The sequence below is a fragment of the Brevibacillus borstelensis genome (assembly GCF_036700025.1).
Lineage (GTDB): Bacteria > Bacillota > Bacilli > Brevibacillales > Brevibacillaceae > Brevibacillus > Brevibacillus borstelensis.
On record NZ_CP144922.1, the window covers coordinates 4,326,699 to 4,350,039 of the forward strand.

A 23,341-nucleotide genomic window follows, 5' to 3' on the forward strand; every position below is an offset into this window, starting at 1 on the left:
GGAGTTGTGATTTCGAAGACAGGACGCAGAAATTGTATCTGCGTCTTTTTTGTGCGTGGCTTTTGTAACGGGAGCGTAAGTATGGTACACAAAAAACCCCCAAGCAGTTGGGGGTTTTCGCAATTTATTGTTTCATTCCGCTCATTGATTCTGTGTTTCCATTCTCTAAGCTTCTGCATTACTTCGCTGCGACTGCTGCCTTCGCCTCTTGGCGAGCCTGATTGTGGTCTTCGGAGACGTGGCGAACCAAATCGACTACACGGCAGGAGTAGCCCCACTCATTGTCATACCAGGCGATTACTTTGACTTGGTTGGTGCCCATTACGAGAGTGGAAAGACCGTCGATAATAGAAGAGTGGTCATTGCCGTTGAAGTCGCTGGACACGAGCGGCTCATCGCAAAATTCGATGTACCCCTTCATGCTGCCGTCCGCCGCCTCACGCAACACGCGGTTTACTTCCTCTACAGTGACTTGCTTTTTGGTATTGATCACCAGATCGACCACGGAAACGTTTGGCGTCGGTACGCGCAATGCAAAACCGTTCAGCTTGCCATTCAATTCTGGCAATACTTTTCCTACGGCACGAGCTGCACCAGTCGTTGTAGGGATGATCGATTCACCAGCTGCACGAGCCCGGCGCAAGTCTTTATGCGGATTGTCGATGTTTACCTGGTCGTTGGTGATGGAGTGTACCGTCGTCATCAGGCCCTGCTCGATGCCAAATGCCTCATGCAGCACCTTGGCAACCGGTGCCAGACAGTTGGTCGTGCAGGATGCGTTGGAGACGATGTGGTGCTTCTCATGATCGTAAATATCGTGGTTGACCCCCATAACGATGGTTGCGTCTTCTTCTTTGGCGGGAGCTGTGATCACTACTTTTTTCGCACCGCTCGCAAGATGCTTGCCTGCCCCTTCGCGGTCCTTGAACTTTCCGGTTGCTTCCACCACGATTTCCACGCCGAGCTCTCCCCAAGGCAGCTTGAGCGGATCGCGGTCAGAAAGGACAACGGTCGGTTTTCCGTCTACGATGATTTTGTTGTCTTGTACTTCCACTTTATGGTTAAACCGTCCATGAATGGTGTCGTATTTCAACAGGTGTGCGAGTGTTTCGGGCGGATAGCTTGCGTTGATAGCGACGATTTCGATGTTGGGGTCCTGAACGGCGCGGCGAAATACCATGCGCCCAATTCGGCCGAAACCATTAATACCTATTTTGATAGTCATATTTAGAAACCCCTTCCCTTATTGAGTTACACTTATCCGTTACTCTTATTATAATAAGTATGACACAATTATCAATGTGTTTTACTGAAAAATAAATATTTGGACGATTTGCCTGATGCGATTGTCCTGAATTTCCGCTGATTTGTCCTGACGTTCCCTGGTTTCGGGCCTCTCTTCGGCCTGATTTTTGCCTGCTTTTGGCTATTTGGAGAGGCCTATAAAAACTCATTGAGGGGCTTTAGTGGAGGAGATGAAAAAGGGAGAAAACGGCTCAAGGTTCGGTGGGACACTGCATGGAAGCTACTCTGTCCGGCCGGCTTCCAAAAGCGAAACCGCGTCCAAAAGCAGTATATTCAGGGGGCAACTCAGAGGTTGGACGCTAAAAACGTGTTTCGCTTTTGGAAGTCGGCCTGGGTCGTGTCCCAAAGACCTTCGCTGTTTTCTCCCTTTTTCATCTCTACAGCTTTTTTCTTTGGCCGTCTTTTTTTGAGAGCGAATCATGGTGGTTTGCTGTTTGCCCAAATAACTGGATTTGGCTGGCGGTGATTCGCCAACGGCAGCTATGTTTGGGGACGCTTATCGGTTGATTCCACGATTGCAGAAGATAAAGTCAAAAAAAAAAAGAATCTACTATTGTTTATTGGAAGATCAGGTGTTGGATAGGAAATGATATGTGATAATTACTTTCATAGATACTTCAACATATTCATTTGGATGTGCTCGCAAGTGTGATTGAAGCAAGTCAAAATAATTGGAGGCGTTCCAAACATGGTACAGTCAATCGTTCATATCGCTCTCGTTGTGAAGGATTATGATGAGGCAATCGAGTTTTATACGAAAAAGCTGAATTTCACATTAGTAGAGGACATCTACCAACCAGAGCAAGATAAGCGGTGGGTCGTAGTATCTCCCCCCGGTTCGGCTGGCACGACGTTGTTGCTTGCAAGGGCATCCAAGCCTGAACAAGAGCCCTTTGTCGGAAATCAGACAGGCGGCAGAGTTTTTCTCTTCTTGCATACAGATGATTTTTGGAGAGATTATCATAAAATGGTTTCCAGAGGTATCGAATTTGTGAGAGAACCCAAAGAGCAACCATATGGAATGGTTGCGGTATTTAAGGATCTGTACGGGAACCTGTGGGATTTGCTGGAACTAAAAGATGATCACCCCATTTCTCAAAGAATGAAGCGGGGAGAAGGTTTGTCCTAAACAGAAGCAGTTTATAACGTGAACTATAGTAGGCGGCAATCGTGAGTTTGCCGGATAGCATTGCTCTGCAGGAGATTTCCTGACAGTGAATACTGTCAGCAAGCAAGGAAGCCGCTTGGCCAGCAATCCTGACCGCTTGAGCTCTCGTATTTTATTCAGTCGAGTGCTTAAAATTAAAAGTTAAAAGTTATCGCTTATAAAAAAACACGGGCCCCTGTGTAGGCGACCCGTGTTTTGCATTGTTCTTTTTCATTGTTTCAAAATTCTTCGCCGCTTAGTCCAGCGGCTCGACTTTCATGGCCTCGTCCACCCAGTCCTTTAGCTCGGAGATGGCTTTGTCGGCACGCTCGATGGCCGCTTGCACGCGCTTGCTGCCGGTGCCGCCGAAGACGTCGCGGGCGTCGACCACTGTCCTCACGTCGATGGCTGCATACACGTCCTGCTCAAAATGCGGGCTGTGCTCCTGGTACTCCTCCAGTGTGAGGTCGGCGAGGAATTTGCCCTGGGTGATGCAATACAAGACCAGCTTTCCGATCACCTCGTGCGCCTGGCGGAACGGCATGCCTTTTCGCACCAGGTAGTCTGCCAGGTCTGTCGCGTTGGAGAAATCCTCCTTGACTGCCTGCGCGAGCCGCTCCCGGCGGACTTCCATCGTGCGGACCATCCCCGCGAACAGGGCCAGCGCTCCTTTTACCGTCTCTACGGTGTCAAACATGCCTTCCTTGTCTTCCTGCAGATCCTTGTTGTAGGTGAGCGGCAATCCTTTGAGCACGGTCAAAAGGCCGAACAGATTGCCGTACACTCTGCCGGTTTTTCCGCGCAAGAGCTCGGCCACATCGGGATTTTTCTTCTGCGGCATGATCGAGGAGCCTGTGCAGTACGCGTCGTCCAGCTCGACGAAGCCGAATTCGGTGGACGACCAGAGCACCATCTCTTCGCAGAAGCGGGACAGGTGCATCATCAAAATGGAGGAAGCTCCGAGGAATTCCAGGACGAAATCCCTGTCGCTCACGGCATCCATCGAGTTGTCGTACATGCGTGCAAAGCCCAGTTCTTTGGCGACGAGCTCCCGGTCGATCGGAAACGTCGTGCCGGCCAATGCCCCGGCTCCCAGCGGCAGGATGTCAATCCGTTTGAGCGCATCCTGCAGCCTTTCCGCATCGCGGGCAAACATGCCGAAATACGCGAGCAGGTGATGGGCCAGGAGCACTGGCTGGGCCCGCTGCAGATGAGTGTAGCCGGGAATAATCACGTCCTGATGCTCCCTCGCTGAATCCGTCAAGGCTTGCAGCAGCTCTGTCACCAGCGCGATGATCTGTTTCGTTTCACGGCGCAGATAGAGGTGAATATCTGTCGCCACCTGGTCGTTCCTGGATCGGCCGGTATGCAGCTTGCCGCCCACGGGACCAATCCGTTCGATCAGTTTTTTTTCAATGTTCATGTGGACGTCTTCGTTTTCGACGGAGAACACAAACCGTCCTTCCCGGACATCCTGGAGAATGCCCCGCAGCCCTTCAGAGATCGTGTCAGCGTCCTCCTGCGGTATAATGCCGCAAGCGCCCAGCATCTTGACATGGGCCAGCGAGCCACGGATATCATCTGCCGCCATCTTTTGGTCAAAGCCGATCGAAGCGGTAAATTCCTCGACCAGCTTGTCCGTCGGCTTGGTAAAACGTCCGCCCCATAGTTTCATCCTGCTTCTCTCCTTTTGGTTCATTCGATCAGTGGTTGAGCACCTTCGCCAGGAAGTCTTGCGCCCGGTCCGTTTTCGGGTTGCTGAAAAATTCCTTTGGCTCCGCCACTTCAACAATCTTTCCTTCCGCCATAAAGACGATTTGATTGCATATTTCCTTGGCAAAGCCCATCTCGTGGGTCACGACGGCCATCGTCATACCCGTCGATGCCAGCTTGCGGATGGCATCCAGCACTTCCTTGACCATTTCCGGATCGAGCGCCGATGTGGGCTCGTCGAACAGCATGACCTTCGGGTCCATCGCCAGCGCTCTGGCAATCGCCACGCGCTGCTGCTGTCCACCGGATAACTGACCCGGATAGGAGGCGAATTTGTCCCCCAGCCCGAGAGAAGCCAGCAGTTCCTTTCCTTTTTCTTCCGCTTCCTTTTTATTCGTGCTTTTCACATTGACCGGAGCGATCGTGACATTCTCGAGAGCTGTCAAATGCGGATACAGGTTGAACGACTGAAAGACGAATCCGATGTTGGCACGAAGCTTGTTGATATCCGTTTTTTTGTCATGGACAGAGACGCCGTCGATCAAAATTTCCCCTTCCTGGATATCCTCCAGGGCATTGATCGTGCGGATCAGCGTACTTTTCCCCGCTCCGCTCGGTCCGATCAGGGCAAACACCTGCGACTGCGGAATCTCCAGATCAATATCGTGCAGGACCTTTACCTGCCCGTAGCTTTTGGAGACGTTCCGGATGGAAATCATGAAGCAGTCCTCCTTCTCCTTGTCAAAAGTTATTCCAGCACGCGGTACTTCCGCTCAAAGTAACGAATGATCTGCGAAAGGCTGAATGTAATGACGAAGTACACCGCGGCGATAAACGTCCATACCTCCAGTACGCGGAATGTCGTCGCAACCAGATTGTGTCCGACCAGACTGAGATCGACGACGGCGATGACAGAGGCAAGCGACGAATCTTTGATCAGGATGATGAATTGGGAAGCGAGCGGCGGCAGCACCTTTCGCAAGGCCTGCGGCAAAATGATCAGCTTCATCGCCTGAAAGTAATTCATCCCCGAAGACCGGGCCGCTTCCATCTGCCCGCGCGGCACAGACTGAATTCCAGCCCGTACAATTTCCGCCACGAAGGCGCCGGAGAACACCGCAAGACCGATAACCGCCGACCAAAACGATCCAAGCTTCATAAATTTGCCGAGAACAAAGAAAATCCACAGAAGCAGCACCAACAGCGGAATCCCCCGGATGACCTCTACATAGCTTGCCGCCAAAAACGAGAGGACACGATTGCGGGAGATCCGGCACAAACCGGCTATGATCCCGATCGGTATGCTGATCGCAAGCGACAGCGCGGAGATTTTCAAGGTAACCAATAATCCTTCCATGAAAATGTCGAAATTATCGGTGATGACGCTCCAGTCCATCTGGTAATTCACATGCTCACCCTCCCACTTGCAACATTTTTTCTTGATAAGACAGAGGCGGGAAGAACCAGACGATCGGCTCTTCCCGGCGAGGACAAACCCGTGCTCCTATTTCTTCTGCTCCACATTGCTTCTCCAATCGCTAGAGTTAAACCATTTATCGATGGATGCCTTGTCTTCCGGGCTGTTTTTGTAGGCAGCCAGGAATGTATTCAGCCATTGCAAGGTGGCAAAATCATTCAGTTGAACGGCAATCCCCAGATTTTCCGCAGAGATCAGGTCATAGATGCCTTTGACGCTGTAGTCTTTTTGCGCTTCGTATTCGCGAACCACCACTTCTTCTGTCACGACCCCGTCTGCTTGTCCCTGATTCAGCGCCAGCGCAGCGGAAGCGACGTTTTCAAAGTCCATGACCTGGGCTTGCTTGAAAATTTGCTTAGCCAAAAGGGCTCCTGTCGTGCCTTGCGATACGGCGATTTTTTTGCCTGGCTGATCGAGGTCCTGCCAGGATTTTGTCACGTTGTCCGCTTTCGGTACCATGATGATTTGTCCGGTGGAATAGTAAGGGTCCGAGAAGCTGACAGACAGCGCGCGGTCGCCGCGGATCGTCATGGCGGCAATGGCCATATCGATGTCACCTGTCTGCAGGGCCGGAATCAACCCGCTGAATTTCATTTGCTTGAATTCTACCTCTACGCCCAGCGCCTTCCCGATGGCATTCCCCATGTCGATGTCATAACCGACAAAGTTCCCATCCTTGTCTTTCATTTCAAACGGCAGATAGGCGACACCGGTACCGATGACCAGCTTCTTTTTCTCTTTCACCCGGTCAAGGGTGGAAGGGACCTGCTGACCCGGTGCAGCAGTTTCCCCAGAACACCCGGCGGCAAGTACGACCAAAAGCAGAGACAACAGAACGATAAGTACTTTTTTCATAGAAACATTCCTTTCCGGCATCAAGCGATCAATTTTAGGGTTATTTAAGGGTAAATACCCTGATATAAGTATTATAAGGAATACTTTGAGTATTTCAACACTTTTTTCACCTCGATTAAAAAAACATAATACTGAATAAATATAAATCATGTACGAATTTTTTTCCATATGACGAAAAAAATAACCGCCCTTTTTATTTGGGCGGTACAAGAGACAGGTGCTTGTTCATTTATTTCAATCGATAGATTTTGCTCGGCCTTCCGCGTGTGGATACTGATTCTTCGCCTATGCATTCCGCGAGGTCCACTTCGCATAAATATGCGACAATTCTCCGTGCATTCCGCTCGTCCAGATGGAGGTGCAGTGCGAGATCCTTGGTCGTAAACTCGCTCCACCCCATTCTCCGGATCAATGCCTCGATCTTGTTGTACGTTCTGACGCTGATATTTCCCTTCTTCAGCTTTTCCAGAAACTCTTGGTCCTGCATGCGGTATGAATACGCAAGCTCCGATTCCAGGCCAGCCGCTTCGATCACGGTGCCATCCTCCTGGACGATGACAATTCCCCGCTCGGCTTTTTCCTTTGACTGCCCAATCGCGCGGCGAGCGTTGACTTCCGCTGTAAACACCGTCTCCCCAAATCCGACGCCGACCGCTACCATCGACTCCGAGACGAGCGACAACTGCCTGATCGTCTCACGCAAAATGTCAATCTCCCGTTCAATCGCTCCCCGGGAGCTGAACACAACGTAGCGTCCATTCCCTTTTTCCAAAAGCGAACCGTTGAGCTTTTCGCACAAATGCAGCAGCGCTTCCTTCAGGCGCAGCTCCAGATGCTGCAGGTGATAGGGGCTTTTCGCTTTCTCCGCGACCCTGTCAAAATGCTCGATCTCGATGATTTCGACCCCGATCTGCGTATCCTTGAAATACAGGGTCCGCACTTTTTCGGCCACGATCCGAAACGTTTGCAAAATCTCCAGTCGTGTCGGGGTAAACCAGTAAACCGGCACTCCCGCCGCTTTCAGACCTCTGTAAATCCCTTCGAAACAGGTGATGGCCCCGTCCGTTTTGCCTTCTCTCCACATCTGCAAATGAAAGTCGAGCAGCTCCTCCGGATTGGTATCTACGTCGTAAATTTTCAGGTAAACGTCGCGATGCTCCATCTCCAGCTGCTGCAGCGCATAATCCAGCTGCGTCTTTTCCAGCTCGTCAATGCTGACCCGCTCCAGAAATCTTCCCTGTTCTTTTGCCATCATCAAAAAACATTTGTAGAGACTCGCTTCCGTATGCTGGACATGCACCATATTTTCCGCACTGCCAAGCTCCTGTCTGGCGATCATATACGACAGCTTCCCCGAGAACAGCCATACATCCACCTGATGATCGTTGGCCTTCACCAGCTCGCGCGTTTCTTGAAACCTCTCGTAGGGATAGGGATAAAAACGCATGTCCTTCTCAAATGCCTTGCCCATATCAATCATCCGTTCCACAGATGGCTGCGGCCCGACGACTCCGATCCTGTGCATACGATACCCACTTTCCCAGTTTCGTAAAAGTACACTAAGTATAATCGATCGCGCTCGATTTCGCTAAACCTCCGTTTGAGACAAAAAGCAAAAGCCGCTTCTCCTTTTGACAAGAGAGCGGCTTATTGCAATTGATCCGTATAGATGCTCCGATATCGATCATGGTAGTAAAGGACTCGCTGGACGTACTGGCGTGTTTCCCCGAACGGAATGTCTTCGATCGTCTCACGCTTGCCGTCCCACTGTTCCCGCATGAGCCAGCTGCTCACCTTGCCCGGTCCGGCATTGTAGGCTGCGATCACTTTCACGACGTCTCCCTCATACCGCTTCTCCAAAAAAGAGAGATACCACGTGCCCATGTTGATATTTGTCACCGGGTCGTACAAATACCTTTCATCCGCTGGCCCCAGACCGGCTTGTTCCGCGATCCACTCCGCCGTATCAGGCATCACCTGCATCAGTCCGATGGCGCCCTTCCTCGATACTCTGTCCGTCTCAAAACCGCTTTCGGAGCGGATCACTGCCAAGATCAGGTACGGGTCTACCTGATAGCGGCTGGACGCCTCCAGGATCTCCTTTTGGTATTTGATCGGGTACATCCATTTCCAGACAATCGGTGAATTGATCAGGAAGAAAACAGCCATCAAAAAAAACAGAAAGACTGCCGCTCGCTTGCTCCTTTTCATGGAGCCGTTTCCGCCTTTAACCGGCCCAGCAGCTGGATTACTTGTTTCTCGGTCTCTTCCCGTGAACCGGTATTGTCGATGACAAAGTCGGCATCAGCCCGTTTTTGCTCAATCGGCAATTGCGCACGCAAACGCTTTTGCGCCTGTTCTTCCTCAAATTCGTCGCGTTCCATCATCCGGGCCAATTGCAGATGGGCGGGGGCGTAGACGACGACAATCTTGTCCACCATATGCTGCAGCTTGCTTTCAAAAAGCAGCGGAATGTCCATAAACACAATCTTGGCGCCGTTTTTCTCCGCTGCCTCCGCCTCCTCGCGCATGACGCGGCGGACTTCAGGGTGAACGATCGCATTCAGCTTTTGACGCTCCGCTTCATCCGAGAAAACAATTTCCCCCAGCTTTTTTCGATCGATCTGTCCCCCTGGGAGCAAAATCTCTTTTCCGAAGTGGCGAACAATGGCTTCATAAGCCGGTTTGCCCAGCTCAACCACTTCACGGGCAATTTGATCCGCATCGATGACAGGTATTCCTTGCTCCCGAAGCATAGCCGTAACCGTGCTTTTTCCAGTGGCTATGCCTCCTGTCAGTCCAAGAATCATCCGCTCACCCTCCTTTTGGCTGCTGAGCCCCTTTTTTTCGCGTGACCGCCGTCTTTTGACAAGCGGGACAAATATGCGTCCCCCTTCCGCCAACGACAAAGCGGATGATTTCCGTACCGCAGTTTACGCATGGCTCTCCCTTGCGTCCGTAAACCAGTAGCGATTGCTGGAACATGCCCATCTCGCCTTGTCCGTTTACGTAAGACTTGACCGAACTGCCTCCTTGCTCGACAGCTTCGGAGAGCGTGGCTACAATCGCCTCGTGCAGCTTCGCTACCTGCTGGGCGGTCAGCTTTCCGGCGGGACGCTCGGGATGTATCCGCGCCCGAAAGAGGGACTCGTCCACATAAATATTCCCCAAACCGACGATACATTCCTGGTTCAGCAGAAGCGGCTTGATTTTTGTTGTCCGCCCCTTGAGCAGACTGCGCAGCACCTCTGGCGTAAACTCCTCTGCCAATGGCTCGACACCGAGCTTGGCAAGCGGACCTTCTACGGTCTCCTTGCCGAGCGGAAAGAGATCCATCGTCCCGAACTGCCGGACGTCGCGATACCGCAGCTCTGTTCCATCGGTAAAATGGAAGATCACATGTGTATGTTTTTCGACGGGCTCATCCGAGCGGTAAAGACCGTAGCGCCCCTCCATCCGCAGGTGAGAGATCAGCACGTCCCGATCCAGTATGAACTGGATAAATTTGGCGCGACGCTTGATCTCATGGATCGTCTGCCCGACGAGCATCGCTTTGAACTCTTCCATATCGTCCGGTCTGCGGATGATTCGCGGCAGCAGTACGCTGACGCTCCCGATTGTTTTTCCCAAGACGAGTTGGCGCAGCGTACGCACCACCGTCTCCACCTCTGGCAATTCCGGCATGGCTCTCCCTCCTCCTGTTGTCTGTTTGTCATGCCTGCGCAAAGCAAAAGCACAGCTTGTCTCTTATGCAGTGAACCCGGCTTGCCGTGTCAGCAGTGGCCTCGGCTTGCCGGCTTTTAGTTGCCCTGGGCACTTCCGCCTCGTTCCTTGTTCGTTCCTTGCTCGTTACTTGGCTTCGTACCAGCTTCGCCCGTAGTTGACATCCACCTTCAGCGGAACCTCCAGCTTCAGGGCGTTTTCCATCACATCGGGGACGAGCTGCTGCATGATGTCCAATTCCTCTGTCGGCACTTCAAAAATCAGTTCGTCATGCACCTGAAGCAGCATGCGGCTCTTCAGGCCTTTTTCCTGCAAGCTCTCCTGCATGCGGATCATCGCCAGCTTGATAATGTCAGCCGCCGTACCCTGGATCGGCGTGTTCATCGCTGTCCGCTCTGCAAAGGAACGCAGGTTGAAGTTGCTGCTCTTGATGTCCGGGAGATACCGTCTGCGATTCAGCAGCGTCGTGACGAACCCGTCTTCCTTGGCCTGCTTGACGATGTCTTCCATGTATCGCTTGACCCCGGAGAAAACGGCGAAGTAACGCTCGATAAACTCTCCGGCTTCTTTGCGGGTAATATTCAAATTCTGAGACAAGCCGTAGTCGCTGATGCCGTAAACAATACCGAAGTTGACGGCCTTTGCTTGGCGCCGCATGAGAGAAGTGACCTCGTCCTCGGAAACGTCAAACACATCCATCGCCGTCCGCGTGTGAATGTCCATTCCTTTTTGGAAAGCGTCGATCAGATTCTCATCCCCCGAGATGTGAGCCAGCACCCGCAGCTCGATCTGGGAGTAGTCCGCCGCCAGCATGAACCATCCTTCCTCGGACGGGATAAACGCCTCCCGTATTTTCCGTCCTTCCTCCAGACGGATCGGGATGTTCTGCAGGTTGGGGTCCGTACTGGACAAGCGGCCAGTCGCTGTCGTCGCCTGGTTGAAAATGGTGTGAACCTTGCCCGTGCCTGGATGGATTTCCTTTGTCAGCCCTTCGATATACGTCGAGCGCAGCTTGCCGAGCTGACGGAAGTGAAGGATCGACTCAATGATCGGATGGTAAGGGGCCAGTTTTTCCAAAACGTCGGCGCTGGTGGACGGCCCCGTCTTTGTTTTTTTCAACACCGGAAGGGCCAGCTTGTCGAACAGGATTTCCCCCAGCTGCTTCGGCGAGTTGATATTAAAAGACGTGCCGGCCAATTCATAGATTTGTCCGGTCAGCTTCTCCAGCTGGGCGTCCAGTTCTTCACCCATTTGCTGCAGCCGCTGCTCGTTTACCTTGACCCCCTGTTTTTCCATCGTGGCCAAAACGAGGCTGAGCGGTCCTTCCATCTGGTCAAGCAATTCATCCAGCTTGCTTGCGCCCATCTCTTCTTTGATCTTCGGTACGCTCTGGTACATGGCGGCAGCCTTCAATGCCACGTGTTCGCTCAGTACATCCGTTTCCGGGACGAGCCGCTTTGCTCCTTTGCCGTAGACCTCTTCGTCCGGCATTACCCGCACATCCGCATAGTGAACGGCAATATCCGACACCTGCGGACTGCTCTCTGCCGCATTGAGCAGGTAAGAAGCCAAATAAATGTCAAAGCCGATGCCGGCCATGTCCAGTCCGTGCCATGCCAATCCGACCGTGTCGCGCTTCCCGTCAAATACCCACTTTTCCTTCGTTTCATCTGCCAGCCACTGGCGGAAAGCGGACCATTCCTTGGCTACATCAAAAGGAATGTAGAGCGAAACGCCTTTTGCAGCAAGACCGAAGCCCAAAATCGGCGCTCGGTGGTAATTTTCTCCGTCCATCTCCACGCAGACCGCCATCGGCGAGGTCAGCTTGTCCTCAAAGCGTTCCGCATCCCCGCTGTAGACCACATCGAAGGCAAACGGAGCGGCATCCCGCTGCTCGCCCTCAACCGCATTGCTTGTTCCTTTTACTTTGGGCAAAAGGGATTTGAACTCCATTTTTTTAAAGAATTCAATAACCGAATCGGCTGTATAGCCGGCGTAGGCGGTCTCTTCCACATCCACTTCCACCGGAGCGTCGCGCATGATCGTTGCCAACGCCTTGCTCAGCTTGGCCTTGTCGACGTTTTCCCGCAGGTTTTCTTGCAGCTTTTTGCCCGACACCTTATCAATATTCTCCAGCACCGATTCGACCGAACCGTATTCGTGCAGCAGCTTCAGCGCTGTTTTTTCACCCACCCCGGGCACGCCCGGTATGTTGTCCGAGCTGTCCCCCATCAGTCCCTTCAGATCGATGATCTGCAGCGGCTTCAGGCCGTATTTCTCGGAGATTTCCTGTGGTGTGTACATCTCGATCTCGCTCACGCCTTTGCGCGTCAAGGCGACCGAGACGTTGTCGGAAACAAGCTGCAGCATGTCCTTGTCCCCGGTGATAACCGTCGTTTTCCAATTGTTTTCGTCCGCTCGGAGCGTCAGGGTGCCGATGATGTCATCCGCTTCATACCCTTCCAGCTCAAACCGCTGGATCGAAAATGCGTCCAGCAGCTCGCGTATCAGCGGGAACTGCTCCGACAATTCCGGAGGCGTTTTGCTCCGGCCACCCTTGTACTCGGCAAACTCGCTGTGGCGAAACACCACCTTGCCCGCATCAAACGCAACCAGCACATGGGTCGGCTTCATTTCGTCCAGCACCTTGAGCAGCATGGTGGTAAAGCCCAGTACCGCATTTGTGTGCAATCCCGCTGATGTGGACAAAAGCGGCAAAGCGTAAAACGCCCGGTTGGCGATACTGTTCCCGTCTATCAACACCAAATGGCTCATTTTGTCCGCACCCTCTCACTTTTTTCGCTATCCTTCATCTTACCATAGGGGTCGGATAACGGCAAAGCTCAGGTGTTGCCAAGCAAGTCGGGTAATCGGCGGCTGGCTGACACACACTAAGAGGAAAAAGAAAGGCTGGCGATGCACATGACACTCGATAAACGGGGAAGCCTGCAAAAAGCACTCGCGTTCACGATTGCAAGCATGATCGTGTCCATCAGTATGTTGGCGGGAACGACAAGTGCTCAGGATGTCATTGAACGTCCCCCGCTCAAGCCGATTTCTGGGCCAAAAGCCAATCAGGTCGCGTTTGTCATCGATGACTTTGGCAACAACATGGAGGGAACAGAAGAGATCCTGGCTTTGCCCGTGCCTTTGACGGTGGCTGTCATGCCCTTTCTGCCGAGCACCAAGCGGGACGCGGAGCTTGCCCATGAAAAGGGGCATGATGTGTTTGTCCATTTGCCCATGGAGCCGATGAAAGGAAAGGCGTCCTGGATGGGGCCCGGGGGGATTACCACGAAAATGAGCAACGAGGAGATTCGCAAGCGTGTGGAAAATGCGATTGACGACGTTCCTCATGCAATCGGCATGAATAATCACATGGGCTCCAAGGCGACCGCAGACGAGCGCGTGATGCGAATTGTCCTGCAGGTTTGCAAGGAACGCGGCCTCATTTACCTGGACAGCAAAACCACGGCACGCAGCGTGGCGCAAAAGATCGCAAAGGAGCTGGGCGTTCCTTATCTGGAAAACGGAATATTTCTGGATGACGTCTACACCTTGTCGCACATCACCCGGCAGATGGAGCGGCTGTGCAAACGGATCGACAGCAAAGCCGGACCTGTGCATATTGCGATCGGCCACGTAGGGCCTCCGGGAAAAAAGACGGCCTCCGTCCTGTCCGAGTACATACCGCGGATACAGAAGGAGGCGTCGTTTGTAACGATTTCCATGTTAATTTCGAACGGGATGCCATAAACGTTCCCACCAGGTGCGCTTTTGCTCTCCCATTGATGCACGGCTGCCATCTCCGGCGAGCTCGCCCGTCAGGAGTAGGTATTCGCCAACAGCGTCGCTGATCACCCGGGCCAGCTTTTCCTGCTGCTCGGGATTGGTCAGCATGGTGCGGTCAGCGTAATTGCTAATGAACCCCATCTCCACAATGACAGTCGGACAATAGTCGTGGCGAAGCAGATAGTACGTCCTTCCCTTTACGGGTCGGCTGTTTGTCTTCGCCATCTGATTCATCGCATCCTGAAGCAGGGAGGCGAGCCAGTAGCTTTGTTCATTTTGCTGGTAAATGACCACCGGTCCCCGTCTTCTGCCGTCGGAAGACCAATTGACATGCAGACTGATCATCAACTGTGGCCTGATCTCTTTGGCCAACTGTCGTCGTTGGGCCAAATCGCGGATATGTCTGGAGGGATTGTTCAACCATTGATTTTCATCGCTCAAGGCAACGTCCCGATCCCGATTGAGGACTGCTCTGTACCCCTGTTCGGTCAAAATCCGATATAAGCGTTTGCCCACCTCCAGATTAATCTCTTTTTCGAAAATCGTGCCGTGAGATGTTCCCGAATCCACACCTCCGTGCCCCACATCGATCAAGACCTGGACATTGGTTAGCGGCACTGCGGCAGCGGGCTCCGGCAGCAAAAGAAGGAAAGCGCTCAGCATCAAAAACAGCCATCGTTTTCTCATAGTGTTAGAATTGCCTCTCACCCGGCCATTCTATCCTTGATCTGGCATCGTACAACGATTGTGAATTTTCCGCAAGGCAGGTACAATAAGATTCATGCGAGCGATTATGACAAGAGGTGCTTCCCATGAACAAGCCGTTAGACAAGCCTTTATTTCCTCCGTATTTGGCCTTATTTTTCGGAGTTTTAGCGATATCGACATCTGCCATTTTCGTCAAGCTGTCTGACGCGCCTTCGCCGATCATTGCGACCTACCGACTCGTTTTCTCGGTCGTCTTGACCCTTCCGCTGCTGTTCTGGAATCGGGGAGCCATAGCGGAAATTGTGCGAATGCCGCGAAAGCAGTGGTTGCTTTGCGCACTGTCCGGCGCATTTTTGGCCAGCCATTTTTTGCTCTGGTTCGAATCGCTCAACTATACATCCGTAGCCAGCTCGACTGTCCTGGTAACCTTGCAGCCGCTGTTCGCCTTTATCGGCGGGTACTTCTTCTTTGGGGAAAAGCTGCGCCCGCTCGCGCTGACAGGCGGCCTGCTCGCCATCGCCGGCAGCTTCGTCATCGGCTGGGGCGACTTTCGCGTCGGGGGCATGGCCCTGTGGGGAGACATCCTCGCTTTGGCCGGAGCCGCTACTGTTACCGGCTACTGGCTGATCGCCCAGTATATTCGCCAATACCTTTCTTCCTTCAGCTATACATTGGTCGTCTACTCGATCACGAGCGTCATCCTGGTGGCGTACGATCTGGCATTCGGGTATTCGCTCACGGGCTATTCTGCAGCGAATTGGGGGTGGTTCTTCTGCCTGGCGCTGTTCCCTACCTTGCTTGGCCACTCGATCCTGAACTGGATCATCAAGTGGCTGAACACGACGACGATCTCCATGGGCATTCTCGGCGAGCCGATCGGAACTGCCATTCTCGCTTATTTTATCCTCGGAGAGGTCGTCACCATGCCGCAGTATGTCGGCGGTCTGATCATTCTGGCCGGTATCTACCTGTTTATCCGCAACAATCAAACATCCAAAGGAGTGGAATCCGGTGAACCAACTGCCTCCCCGCCGAAAAAGCTTGCGTGAGTACGTCAAAGGGTTAAGCGTCTGGGCCAAGATCGGCTGGACGATCTTTCTCGGCTACATCGTCGGCCGTATCGTGTACTGGATCATCAAGGTGTTTTCCTGATCGCTTGACCGCTGCCTACTTTTGTTCGTAAGCTTCATGCCTGGCCGTTATTTCAGCCCCGATTTCCACGATGCCATACGTATAGAGCGGCTGTTTTCGCTTGTCTGTCGGAGAACCGGGGTTGAACAGCAGGATGCCGTTCCTCTCTTCCCATAGCGGAATGTGGGAGTGGCCGAAAATAATCAGATCGACCGTTTGACCGGAGAATGTATCGACGGCCCTTTGCGGGGTCGTCTTTCCTTTTCCGTCCCCGTGGACGACGCCGATCCGCTTTCCTTTTGCTTCCACGATTTCTACCCGGTTCAGCCGGGCTTTGACTTGATCATCGTCTGTATTGCCCCATACTCCGACGACGTGGGCGATCTCGCTTAGCTCCTCGTAAACCTGGAGGGTATTCCAGTCGCCGGCATGGATAATGAGCTCCACTCCGCGCAGTCCTTCGATTAGCGGCTTTGGGAGCGTGTGTCCCCGTTTGGGGAGGTGAGTATCTGATACGACACCGATTTTCATCTGCTTTCTCCTCCACTGCCACTCAACTGGCAGCGTTCAGTAAGACTATTCTTCTTTCTAGCCCCAGGATTTCCATTCCATACATGAAAAAAGAAGGCACAAAAGTCCAGTAAATGGAGCTTCCGTGCCACCGGCTTTTCACTAGATTCCATTGATCAAATCCGTGTTTCTTCTTTTTATAAAACCTTCACTGTCCAACCGAACTTGTCCTCAACCTCGCCGTACTGAATGCCTGTCAGCGTGTCGTACAGCTTCATCGTCAGCTCGCCGACTTCCTGACCGTTGATGAACATTTGATGCTGGTTCCAGTTCAATTCTCCGATCGGGGAAATAACAGCGGCGGTACCGGTTCCGAACGCTTCTTCCAGCTCGCCGTTGGCGTGTGCCTGCTGCAGCTCCTCCATGGAGATGCGCTTTTCATGAACGGGAAGTCCCCAATCCCGGAGCAGTTGGAGTACGGAATTTCTCGTTACGCCGTCGAGAATGCTGCCGTTTAATGCGGGCGTCCAGATTTCCCCTTTGACTTTGAAGAAGACGTTCATCGCGCCGACTTCTTCAATGTACTTGCCTTCGACGCCGTCCAGCCACAGTACTTGCTCGTAGCCCAGAACCTTGGCTTCAGACTGCGCCTTCAAGCTGGCCGCGTAGTTGCCTGCTGTTTTGGCGTTCCCGGTCCCGCCTCTGACAGCCCGCACGTACTTGCTTTCTACGTGGATTTTAACAGGCTTCATGCCTCCAGCGTAGTAAGCCCCTACCGGCGAGAGGATGATGACGAGCTTGTAGGAATGAGAAGGACGGACACCCAAATACGGCTCTGTGGCAATCATGAACGGACGGATGTATAGAGAAGTGCCCGGCGCGGACGGAATCCAGTCCTGGTCAATCTTGATCAGTTCCCGCAATGCCTCCAGGACGAAAGCTTCATCGATCTGCGGCATGTCGATGCGCTCGTTGGACACATTCATTCTGTGCATGTTTTTGTCCGGACGGAACAGAAGGATGTTGTTTTCCCGGGTCCGATACGCTTTTAACCCTTCGAAAACGGACTGGCCGTAGTGAAACACCATGGCTGCCGGATCAAGCGTGAGCGGTGCATACGGCACGATACGCGGATCATGCCAGCCCTTCCCTTCGCTATAGTCCATTACAAACATGTGATCGGTGAAAATCTGGCCAAAGCCCAGCTTGTTGAAATCGGGCTTTTCCTTTTTTTCAGTGGCTAATGAAACCTCAAGCTGTAGGGCCATAGGTCATGCATCTCCCTTTTTATGAAGTACAAGTCAAAATCTTTTATCATGATAATTAAAACACAATTTTCTGCTTTCGGCACCTTTCTTTCCACAAGGCAAACCTTGGGAAGCACAGGCGACAGGAAAATGCCCTAACCCTATTTCCGGCCACAGCAAGGGGTAGTACCAGCGTAGCCTATACAAATCTTTCATTAATGATGTAATCCTGCTCTTCGTTTGTACGCGAAGATTTCCTCGACGGCTCGACGATACCCACCCGCAGCTCGGAACGAATCGCCAATTTCTGCACATACCTTTCGCATGGACGCATCCTTAAACACCCGTTCCGCCGCCTCTCTGAGATCTCCTGCGGTTAAGCCTTCTGGATTTAGGTGGATGCCTGCCCCGAGTTCAGCTACCCTTCGAGCCAAATAAGGCTGGTCAGCACTTTGTGGAAGGACAATCAGCGGCACACCGTAATAAAGGCCTTCACTCGTGCTGTTCATGCCGCCATGCGTGACAAACAATTTGGCGCGTTGCAGTACTTCGAGCTGCGGCACGTAGCTCTGAACAATAAAATTTGCCGGAATGTCTCCCAAATCCAATAGATCGGTTTGTCTGCCAACAGACAGGATCACGGTGTACTTCGTTTCGGCGAAGGCCGCAAAACAAAGTTTGTAAAAATCCACGGCTCGATTGATTACGGTGCCAAGTGAAATATAAATCAGGTGTTCTGTATTTATCGGGGAGAAGTCAAATTGATCGTGTGGGCGGGGCACGATAGACGGTCCAACAAAGTTGTATGTCTCGTCGAATTGTTCTTTATCCGGTTGAAAAAGCTTCGACGTATAAATGATAGTCATTGGCGCGGGATTGCAGAAAATCTCATAGGCAGCACCAACTTGCACATTGTATTTCGCTTGCACATGACTCCGCAGCTCTTGATACTCCTGTTGCGAACGTCTAATATCGTTCTCTGGAAATTTGCGTGAGAGGTTATCTTGCAGACGGTCAAAGCTATCTTGCTGCATTGCAAAACTGCTACATGAGCTGATTGCCGGCAGGTCGAGTATTTGTGCAAGCAAACGCCCACAGCCGAACATCGAGTCATGAATGAGGTAATCAAAATGGTCTCCTTTTGTTTGAGTAAGGAGACTGGGAATGACGATGTCGGCGGTGCGCAATAGCCCGCCCACTCGGGCCCAAGGATTTCGTCCCCCGGCAAGGAACGCTTCTACAAATTTGTTTCCATCGAACGTGATCACCTCTGCGCCCGTTGGCTCTACGCGATCACGATATTGTTCCGCTGTAAAGTAAACCACTTCTTCGCCTCGACGGATAAGTTCTTGAACAACGCCGAGGGTTGGATTGATATGTCCTTCCGAACCTCCGTTGATGAACAAAACGCGTGCCATAGTCATCACCTTTCATCATGAAGTACACAGCTCCAGGCGCAACCTATTTGCGTCGTCGCCACCACTATACATTCACTAACGCTCAATCCCCTCCATACGAAGGTTATTGATTAATTGTAGAACCCACTCTTCGTCAAAACGGAGTTTGTCCAACCTATGCCGGAACCAGATCAAATTGTAGTGTCGTTCCGCATCGGGCATCATTTCGTCTTTGCTCACATTCTCCACCCGTTCTTCTTCATGGCGGATCTCAAACCGCAGGTAATCCTTGTACTGGTGCAAAATCAAGAACTGCAGTTCTCTGCTGATCATGTCAAAATTTGAAAACTTGGTATAAAAATGCAGCTCATAATCCGGCGAGTATGGAATCGGTTCTTCCATTAGCTGAAAAAAGCGGCGTCTGCCATCCTCCGTTATTCTGTACATTTTTTTCTTCTTTCCTCTTCCCTGCCGGACACCTTCCTGCTGTTCATCGGGGACCTGCTCGATCAGCCCATCTGCAACCAGGCTATGAATAAGCGGATACAGCACCCCCCAGCTGATTTTTCTCGTAGGTCCGATAATCCCGTTCAAAATCGTGTGCAGCAAATACCCATGCATCGGAGATCCCGTCAATTCGCCTAGTATGAACAATTCGGTCAAGCTTATGGCCTCCTTAATCGATTGATCTGCCTCCATTATATCTAAAAGATATAATATCACAATATATTTTTTTGTTATAAAAGACGCCCAAGAGGTGCAGAAGAACAAAAAAAGAGGCGTCCCCAAAACGAAAAAACGCTTTGAGAACAACCTCTCGCTTCTTGAAATATGCCAGCCATTACGCTGCCGCTTTTTGCTTTTCTTCCGCGGCGCCTTGTTTCTTCGGCTTTTTGTGCAGGAAGTAAATCAGCGGAATCGAGCAGAAAATGGGGATGGATGAAATCAGCATCGCGTCGGCAATGCCGCGCACGGTTGCTTCCTTTATGATCATCCCCATCAGCACGGAGCTGGCTCCGCCTTGCGCTGTTGCCGCATCTACGCCCGCCTGGGTAAACATGCCGGTCAAGCCTCTGATAAAGTCAGCAGCTGCCGTAGATGTGATGGTAATGCTTTCGGAAATCGTCGCAGAGTGGAAGTTCGTCCGAGTCGTCATGACCATCGTCAAGAGCGCGATCCCGAACGAGCTCATCACCTGCCGGATCACGTTGGACAAGGACGAGGCTTTCCCTACGATCATCCGGGGGACGGCGTTCATCCCTACGGTCGACAGTGTCATCATGCACAATCCGATTCCCAGACCGCGAATCGTCAGGATCGTATTGAGCCAGTGGTGCGGCGTATCCGCCTCCAGATTGTGCAGCTCAAATGTCGTGATCCCCATGACGGTCAAACCTACCAGGGCAATCGGACCGATTCCGTATTTGTCAAACAGCTTCCCGCTGATCGGCATCATGATGGCCATCGCGATTGATTGGGGCATGAGCAGCAAGCCTGAATCCATCGCCGACATGCCCTGGATGTTTTGCAGGAAGATCGGCATCATGAAGATCCCGCCCATCATCCCCATCATGACGAAGCTTGAAGTGATCACGCTGAGCGTAAACACCGGTATTTTAAACAGACTCAGATCAAGCAGTGGCTGCTCCTTGCCAAGCTCCACCCATACGAACAGAGCCAGACTGGAAAAAGCGATGAAAAACAGGCTGACAATGAAGAAGGAGCTCCATCCTTCCGACTGGCCTTTACTGAGCGCCAGAAGCAGGGTCCCAAAAGCGATGATCGACAGAATCGCTCCCGGGTAATCAAACTTCAGATCAGGCTTCTTCTCCGTTTCCTTCAACAGGGCGCTGCTCATGATAATCGCGAAAATGCCCACAGGGACGCTGACCAGGAACAGAAAATGCCAGTTGAGGTATTGGATCAAATATCCGCCGAGCGTCGGCCCTACAGCAGGGGCCACCATCGAAGCGATCCCGAACAAACCGAGCGCCATCCCGATTTTTTCCCGGGGGACGATCATGTAAATCATCGACATCCCGATCGGCATGATCAACCCCCCGCTCAGACCTTGAATGATGCGGAAGGCGATCATACTCGTGTCGCTCCAGGCCATCGCGCACAAGACGGAGGATGCCGTAAACGCGATCAGCGAGATCAGGAAGACCCGTTTGTATCCGAATTTGTCGCCGAGGGAACCGCTCATGGGAATGACAACGGCGTTGGCAAGCATGTATCCCGTCAATACCCATTGGATCGTATCAGTGGTTGAACCGAATACGTTTACCAGCGTTGGCAAGGCGACGTTGATCAGACTGTTGTTCAAGATAGCAACGAAAGTCCCCATGAGGATGGCCAGAAGTGTAATCCACATTCCGCCACTCCCGCCGTCCTTTTGCTGTGTCGCTGCTTCCGCCATTTTTATCACCTCCGCTAGTTGACGATTACTTTGCTGCCTTCGGCCAATGAATCAGTCGGTGTCAGCACCAGACGGTCGTTTTGGTTCACACCTTGCGTGACACTCGTCCATTCGCCCGATGTTTCTCCTACAGAGACTTCCACCTGATGAACGACATCCTGGTCTACTTTGAAAACGTAATGTTTATTGTCTTTCGTTACGATAGAAGAAGCGGGCACTTTCCAAGAGTTGGATGCTTCTGCCTGATTCGGCAGGTACACCTCGGCAAGCATGCCGGCGCGCAGTTCGCCGTCTTTATTGTCTACCGTTACTTTGATTGGGAAAGAGCTGCTGTTGGCGTCAGAGATCGGGCTGACGAACTCTACGGTTCCCTTCAGCACCTTTCCGCCAAGACTGTTAACCTTCACATCGACCGGGGCGCCTACCTTGATCTGGTTGATCTGCTCTTGCGGAACGCTCGCTTCCACTTTTACCCGGTCCATGTTGACCAGTACGAGGAGCGGCGCGCCCGGCTGTGCCATTTCACCCGGATCGATGTTTTTCTTGGCGACGATACCGGAAATCGGCGATTGGATCATCGTGTTTTGATAAGTGTTTTTCGCCAGCTCCAGGCTGGATTGCAGGCGGCTCACCTCAGCCTGCAGGGCTGCTATTGTATTGGAGGTAGGTCCCTCCTTGGCCAAATCGTATTGGGCCTGTGCCTGGTCGAGGGCTGTCCTTGCCTTTTCCAGATCGAGTGTAGTCTTTTCGTACTCGGCTTGGGAAATCGCGCCCGAGTCAAACAACGCCTTCATCCGGTTGGCTGTATTTTCAGCCACCTGCAGCGTAGCTTTTGCCTGCTCCACACCGCTTGCCAGGCGTTGCAGCTCTTGTGTCCGCGCTCCTGCCTGGGTGTCATGCAGCCGCGCTTGTGCGCTCGCGATCGCGGCTTCGGCTTGCTTCATTTGCTCCAGGTAATCTGTCGCCTCCAGCGTTACGAGGATATCGCCTTTTTTTACGACAGAGCCTTCCTTTACATTGACCTGTGCTACTTTTCCGGACAGCTTGGAGACGACTTGAATTTCATCAGCTGCTGCTATTTTACCGTTGGAGATCGCACTGGTTCCGGCCATGTCCGCTTTCCATACCTTTACAACCGGAGCGCTTTCTGATGGTCCGGCTGAAGACGGCTCACTGCATCCAGCCGCAATCAGCGAAACGGCTGCCAATACGGTACCCAGCGTCTTCCATTGTCTCGCTTTATTCATGTTTTTACATCTCCTTCACGTGCACTTTGATTTCTGCGTTCAGTCCGGCGGCCAGATGAAGCCCAGCGGTATCGTCGATCGCGATTTTGATCGGAATGCGCTGGGTGACTTTGGTAAAGTTGCCGCTTGTGCTAACAGCAGGCATCAACGAAAAAGTGGAGTTTGTCGCTTGGCCGATCTCGATCAAGTGTCCAAGCAGCTTGGTTTTCGGATAGGCATCCAGCACAATGTCCACTTTTTGTCCCAGTTTCAGCCGGTTGAGCTCTGTTTCCTCCACATTGGCAGAAACGTACAGCTTGGATTCGTCAACGACCATGGCGATGGATTGACCCGGGGAAACAACCTCCCCTTCCTTTGCCAGCGTTTTGATCACCGTACCTGTAATGGGTGCGCGAAGAAGAGCATTTTCCAGAAGATTGGTCGTCAGATTGGTCGTATCCTGTTGCCCTACGATTTGATCGGCAACGACCGTATCGCCATCCGCAATGGAAAGCTTCTGGAGCTTTCCGGCAATACGCGGCATAACGCGGTAAATGTCTCCGCTGATTCGTGCGTCTTCGGTAGTAACGTAATGACTGCCTTGATACCAGTAGTAATAGCCGATGCCTCCTCCCGCTGCCACCACCAGGAGCAAGATGACATACAAAATGATTTTTCGCTTCATGGTTTC

Annotated in this window: 22 protein-coding genes; 4 read left to right on the plus strand and 18 right to left on the minus strand. The window is 52.3% G+C overall.

The genetic code is table 11. From position 1 onward, the window contains the following. Positions 1-178: 178 nt before the first annotated feature. Positions 179-1,225 carry a glyceraldehyde-3-phosphate dehydrogenase gene (locus V5G20_RS20770; protein WP_003387957.1) on the minus strand — a complete coding sequence of 349 codons (1,047 nt, stop codon included), beginning with the start codon at positions 1,223-1,225 and terminating at the stop codon, positions 179-181. 768 nt (positions 1,226-1,993) lie between these two features. Between V5G20_RS20770 and V5G20_RS20775 the strand changes: the two genes are divergently transcribed. Next, positions 1,994-2,434 (plus strand): VOC family protein, encoded by a 441-nt coding sequence (locus tag V5G20_RS20775; RefSeq protein ID WP_024983185.1) that lies wholly within the window; start codon positions 1,994-1,996, stop codon positions 2,432-2,434. Between the two features lie 274 nt (positions 2,435-2,708). Here V5G20_RS20775 and argH read toward each other — a convergent pair whose 3' ends face one another. From argH to polA, 9 genes are all read right to left on the minus strand, one after another. Then, positions 2,709-4,127, minus strand: a complete 1,419-nt coding sequence (gene argH, locus V5G20_RS20780; protein WP_327927672.1) for an argininosuccinate lyase — start codon at positions 4,125-4,127, stop codon at positions 2,709-2,711. Between the two features lie 28 nt (positions 4,128-4,155). Then, a complete protein-coding gene (locus V5G20_RS20785) occupies positions 4,156-4,884 on the minus strand; it encodes an amino acid ABC transporter ATP-binding protein (RefSeq protein WP_003387960.1) in 729 nt (242 codons plus the stop codon). A gap of 29 nt (positions 4,885-4,913) precedes the next feature. Next, positions 4,914-5,573, minus strand: a complete 660-nt coding sequence (locus V5G20_RS20790) for an amino acid ABC transporter permease (protein WP_003387961.1) — start codon at positions 5,571-5,573, stop codon at positions 4,914-4,916. A gap of 96 nt (positions 5,574-5,669) precedes the next feature. Then, positions 5,670-6,497, minus strand: a complete 828-nt coding sequence (locus V5G20_RS20795) for a transporter substrate-binding domain-containing protein (protein WP_003387962.1) — start codon at positions 6,495-6,497, stop codon at positions 5,670-5,672. 229 nt (positions 6,498-6,726) lie between these two features. Continuing rightward, positions 6,727-8,022, minus strand: a complete 1,296-nt coding sequence (locus V5G20_RS20800; protein ID WP_003387963.1) for a hypothetical protein — start codon at positions 8,020-8,022, stop codon at positions 6,727-6,729. A 122-nt stretch (positions 8,023-8,144) separates the two neighbouring features. Then, positions 8,145-8,708, minus strand: coding sequence for a lytic transglycosylase domain-containing protein (locus tag V5G20_RS20805; protein ID WP_003387964.1), 564 nt, complete (start codon positions 8,706-8,708; stop codon positions 8,145-8,147). After that, on the minus strand, positions 8,705-9,307 hold the full coding sequence (gene coaE, locus V5G20_RS20810; protein ID WP_003387965.1) for a dephospho-CoA kinase: 603 nt from the start codon (positions 9,305-9,307) through the stop codon (positions 8,705-8,707). Before coaE ends, V5G20_RS20805 begins: the two co-directional genes overlap by 4 nt. A 4-nt stretch (positions 9,308-9,311) precedes the next feature. Further along, entirely contained in the window at positions 9,312-10,181 is an 870-nt protein-coding gene (mutM, locus tag V5G20_RS20815) for a DNA-formamidopyrimidine glycosylase (protein ID WP_003387967.1), read from the minus strand. Between the two features lie 165 nt (positions 10,182-10,346). Continuing rightward, positions 10,347-12,995, minus strand: coding sequence for a DNA polymerase I (gene polA, locus V5G20_RS20820; protein ID WP_003387968.1), 2,649 nt, complete (start codon positions 12,993-12,995; stop codon positions 10,347-10,349). A 141-nt stretch (positions 12,996-13,136) separates the two neighbouring features. On the opposite strand from polA, the gene V5G20_RS20825 reads away from it, so the two are divergent. Next, positions 13,137-13,976 (plus strand): divergent polysaccharide deacetylase family protein, encoded by an 840-nt coding sequence (locus tag V5G20_RS20825; protein WP_003387969.1) that lies wholly within the window; start codon positions 13,137-13,139, stop codon positions 13,974-13,976. Here the strand turns inward: V5G20_RS20825 and V5G20_RS20830 are convergent. After that, entirely contained in the window at positions 13,953-14,699 is a 747-nt protein-coding gene (locus V5G20_RS20830; RefSeq protein ID WP_003387970.1) for an N-acetylmuramoyl-L-alanine amidase family protein, read from the minus strand. The genes V5G20_RS20825 and V5G20_RS20830 overlap by 24 nt on opposite strands. A 125-nt stretch (positions 14,700-14,824) precedes the next feature. Between V5G20_RS20830 and V5G20_RS20835 the strand changes: the two genes are divergently transcribed. Both V5G20_RS20835 and V5G20_RS20840 read left to right on the plus strand, forming a co-directional pair. Further along, positions 14,825-15,769 (plus strand): DMT family transporter, encoded by a 945-nt coding sequence (locus tag V5G20_RS20835; protein ID WP_003387971.1) that lies wholly within the window; start codon positions 14,825-14,827, stop codon positions 15,767-15,769. Next, complete coding sequence (locus tag V5G20_RS20840) at positions 15,732-15,872, plus strand: hypothetical protein (RefSeq protein WP_155807931.1); 141 nt, start codon at positions 15,732-15,734, stop codon at positions 15,870-15,872. Before V5G20_RS20835 ends, V5G20_RS20840 begins: the two co-directional genes overlap by 38 nt. Positions 15,873-15,887: 15 nt before the next feature. Here V5G20_RS20840 and V5G20_RS20845 read toward each other — a convergent pair whose 3' ends face one another. The 7 genes from V5G20_RS20845 to V5G20_RS20875 all read right to left on the minus strand — a co-directional run bounded on the left by V5G20_RS20845 (position 15,888) and on the right by V5G20_RS20875 (position 23,335). Then, a complete protein-coding gene (locus V5G20_RS20845; RefSeq protein ID WP_003387972.1) occupies positions 15,888-16,382 on the minus strand; it encodes a metallophosphoesterase family protein in 495 nt (164 codons plus the stop codon). Positions 16,383-16,558: 176 nt separating this feature from the next. After that, a complete protein-coding gene (locus tag V5G20_RS20850) occupies positions 16,559-17,629 on the minus strand; it encodes a branched-chain amino acid aminotransferase (protein WP_003387973.1) in 1,071 nt (356 codons plus the stop codon). A gap of 194 nt (positions 17,630-17,823) precedes the next feature. Next, positions 17,824-19,026, minus strand: coding sequence for a macrolide family glycosyltransferase (locus V5G20_RS20855; protein ID WP_338462050.1), 1,203 nt, complete (start codon positions 19,024-19,026; stop codon positions 17,824-17,826). A gap of 75 nt (positions 19,027-19,101) precedes the next feature. After that, entirely contained in the window at positions 19,102-19,668 is a 567-nt protein-coding gene (locus tag V5G20_RS20860) for a PadR family transcriptional regulator (RefSeq protein WP_003387975.1), read from the minus strand. Positions 19,669-19,846: 178 nt separating this feature from the next. Then, positions 19,847-21,424, minus strand: coding sequence for a DHA2 family efflux MFS transporter permease subunit (locus V5G20_RS20865; RefSeq protein ID WP_003387976.1), 1,578 nt, complete (start codon positions 21,422-21,424; stop codon positions 19,847-19,849). A 14-nt stretch (positions 21,425-21,438) separates the two neighbouring features. Then, positions 21,439-22,671, minus strand: a complete 1,233-nt coding sequence (locus V5G20_RS20870) for an efflux RND transporter periplasmic adaptor subunit (RefSeq protein ID WP_024983179.1) — start codon at positions 22,669-22,671, stop codon at positions 21,439-21,441. A 4-nt stretch (positions 22,672-22,675) separates the two neighbouring features. Continuing rightward, complete coding sequence (locus tag V5G20_RS20875; protein WP_024983178.1) at positions 22,676-23,335, minus strand: efflux RND transporter periplasmic adaptor subunit; 660 nt, start codon at positions 23,333-23,335, stop codon at positions 22,676-22,678. Positions 23,336-23,341 lie beyond the last annotated feature (6 nt).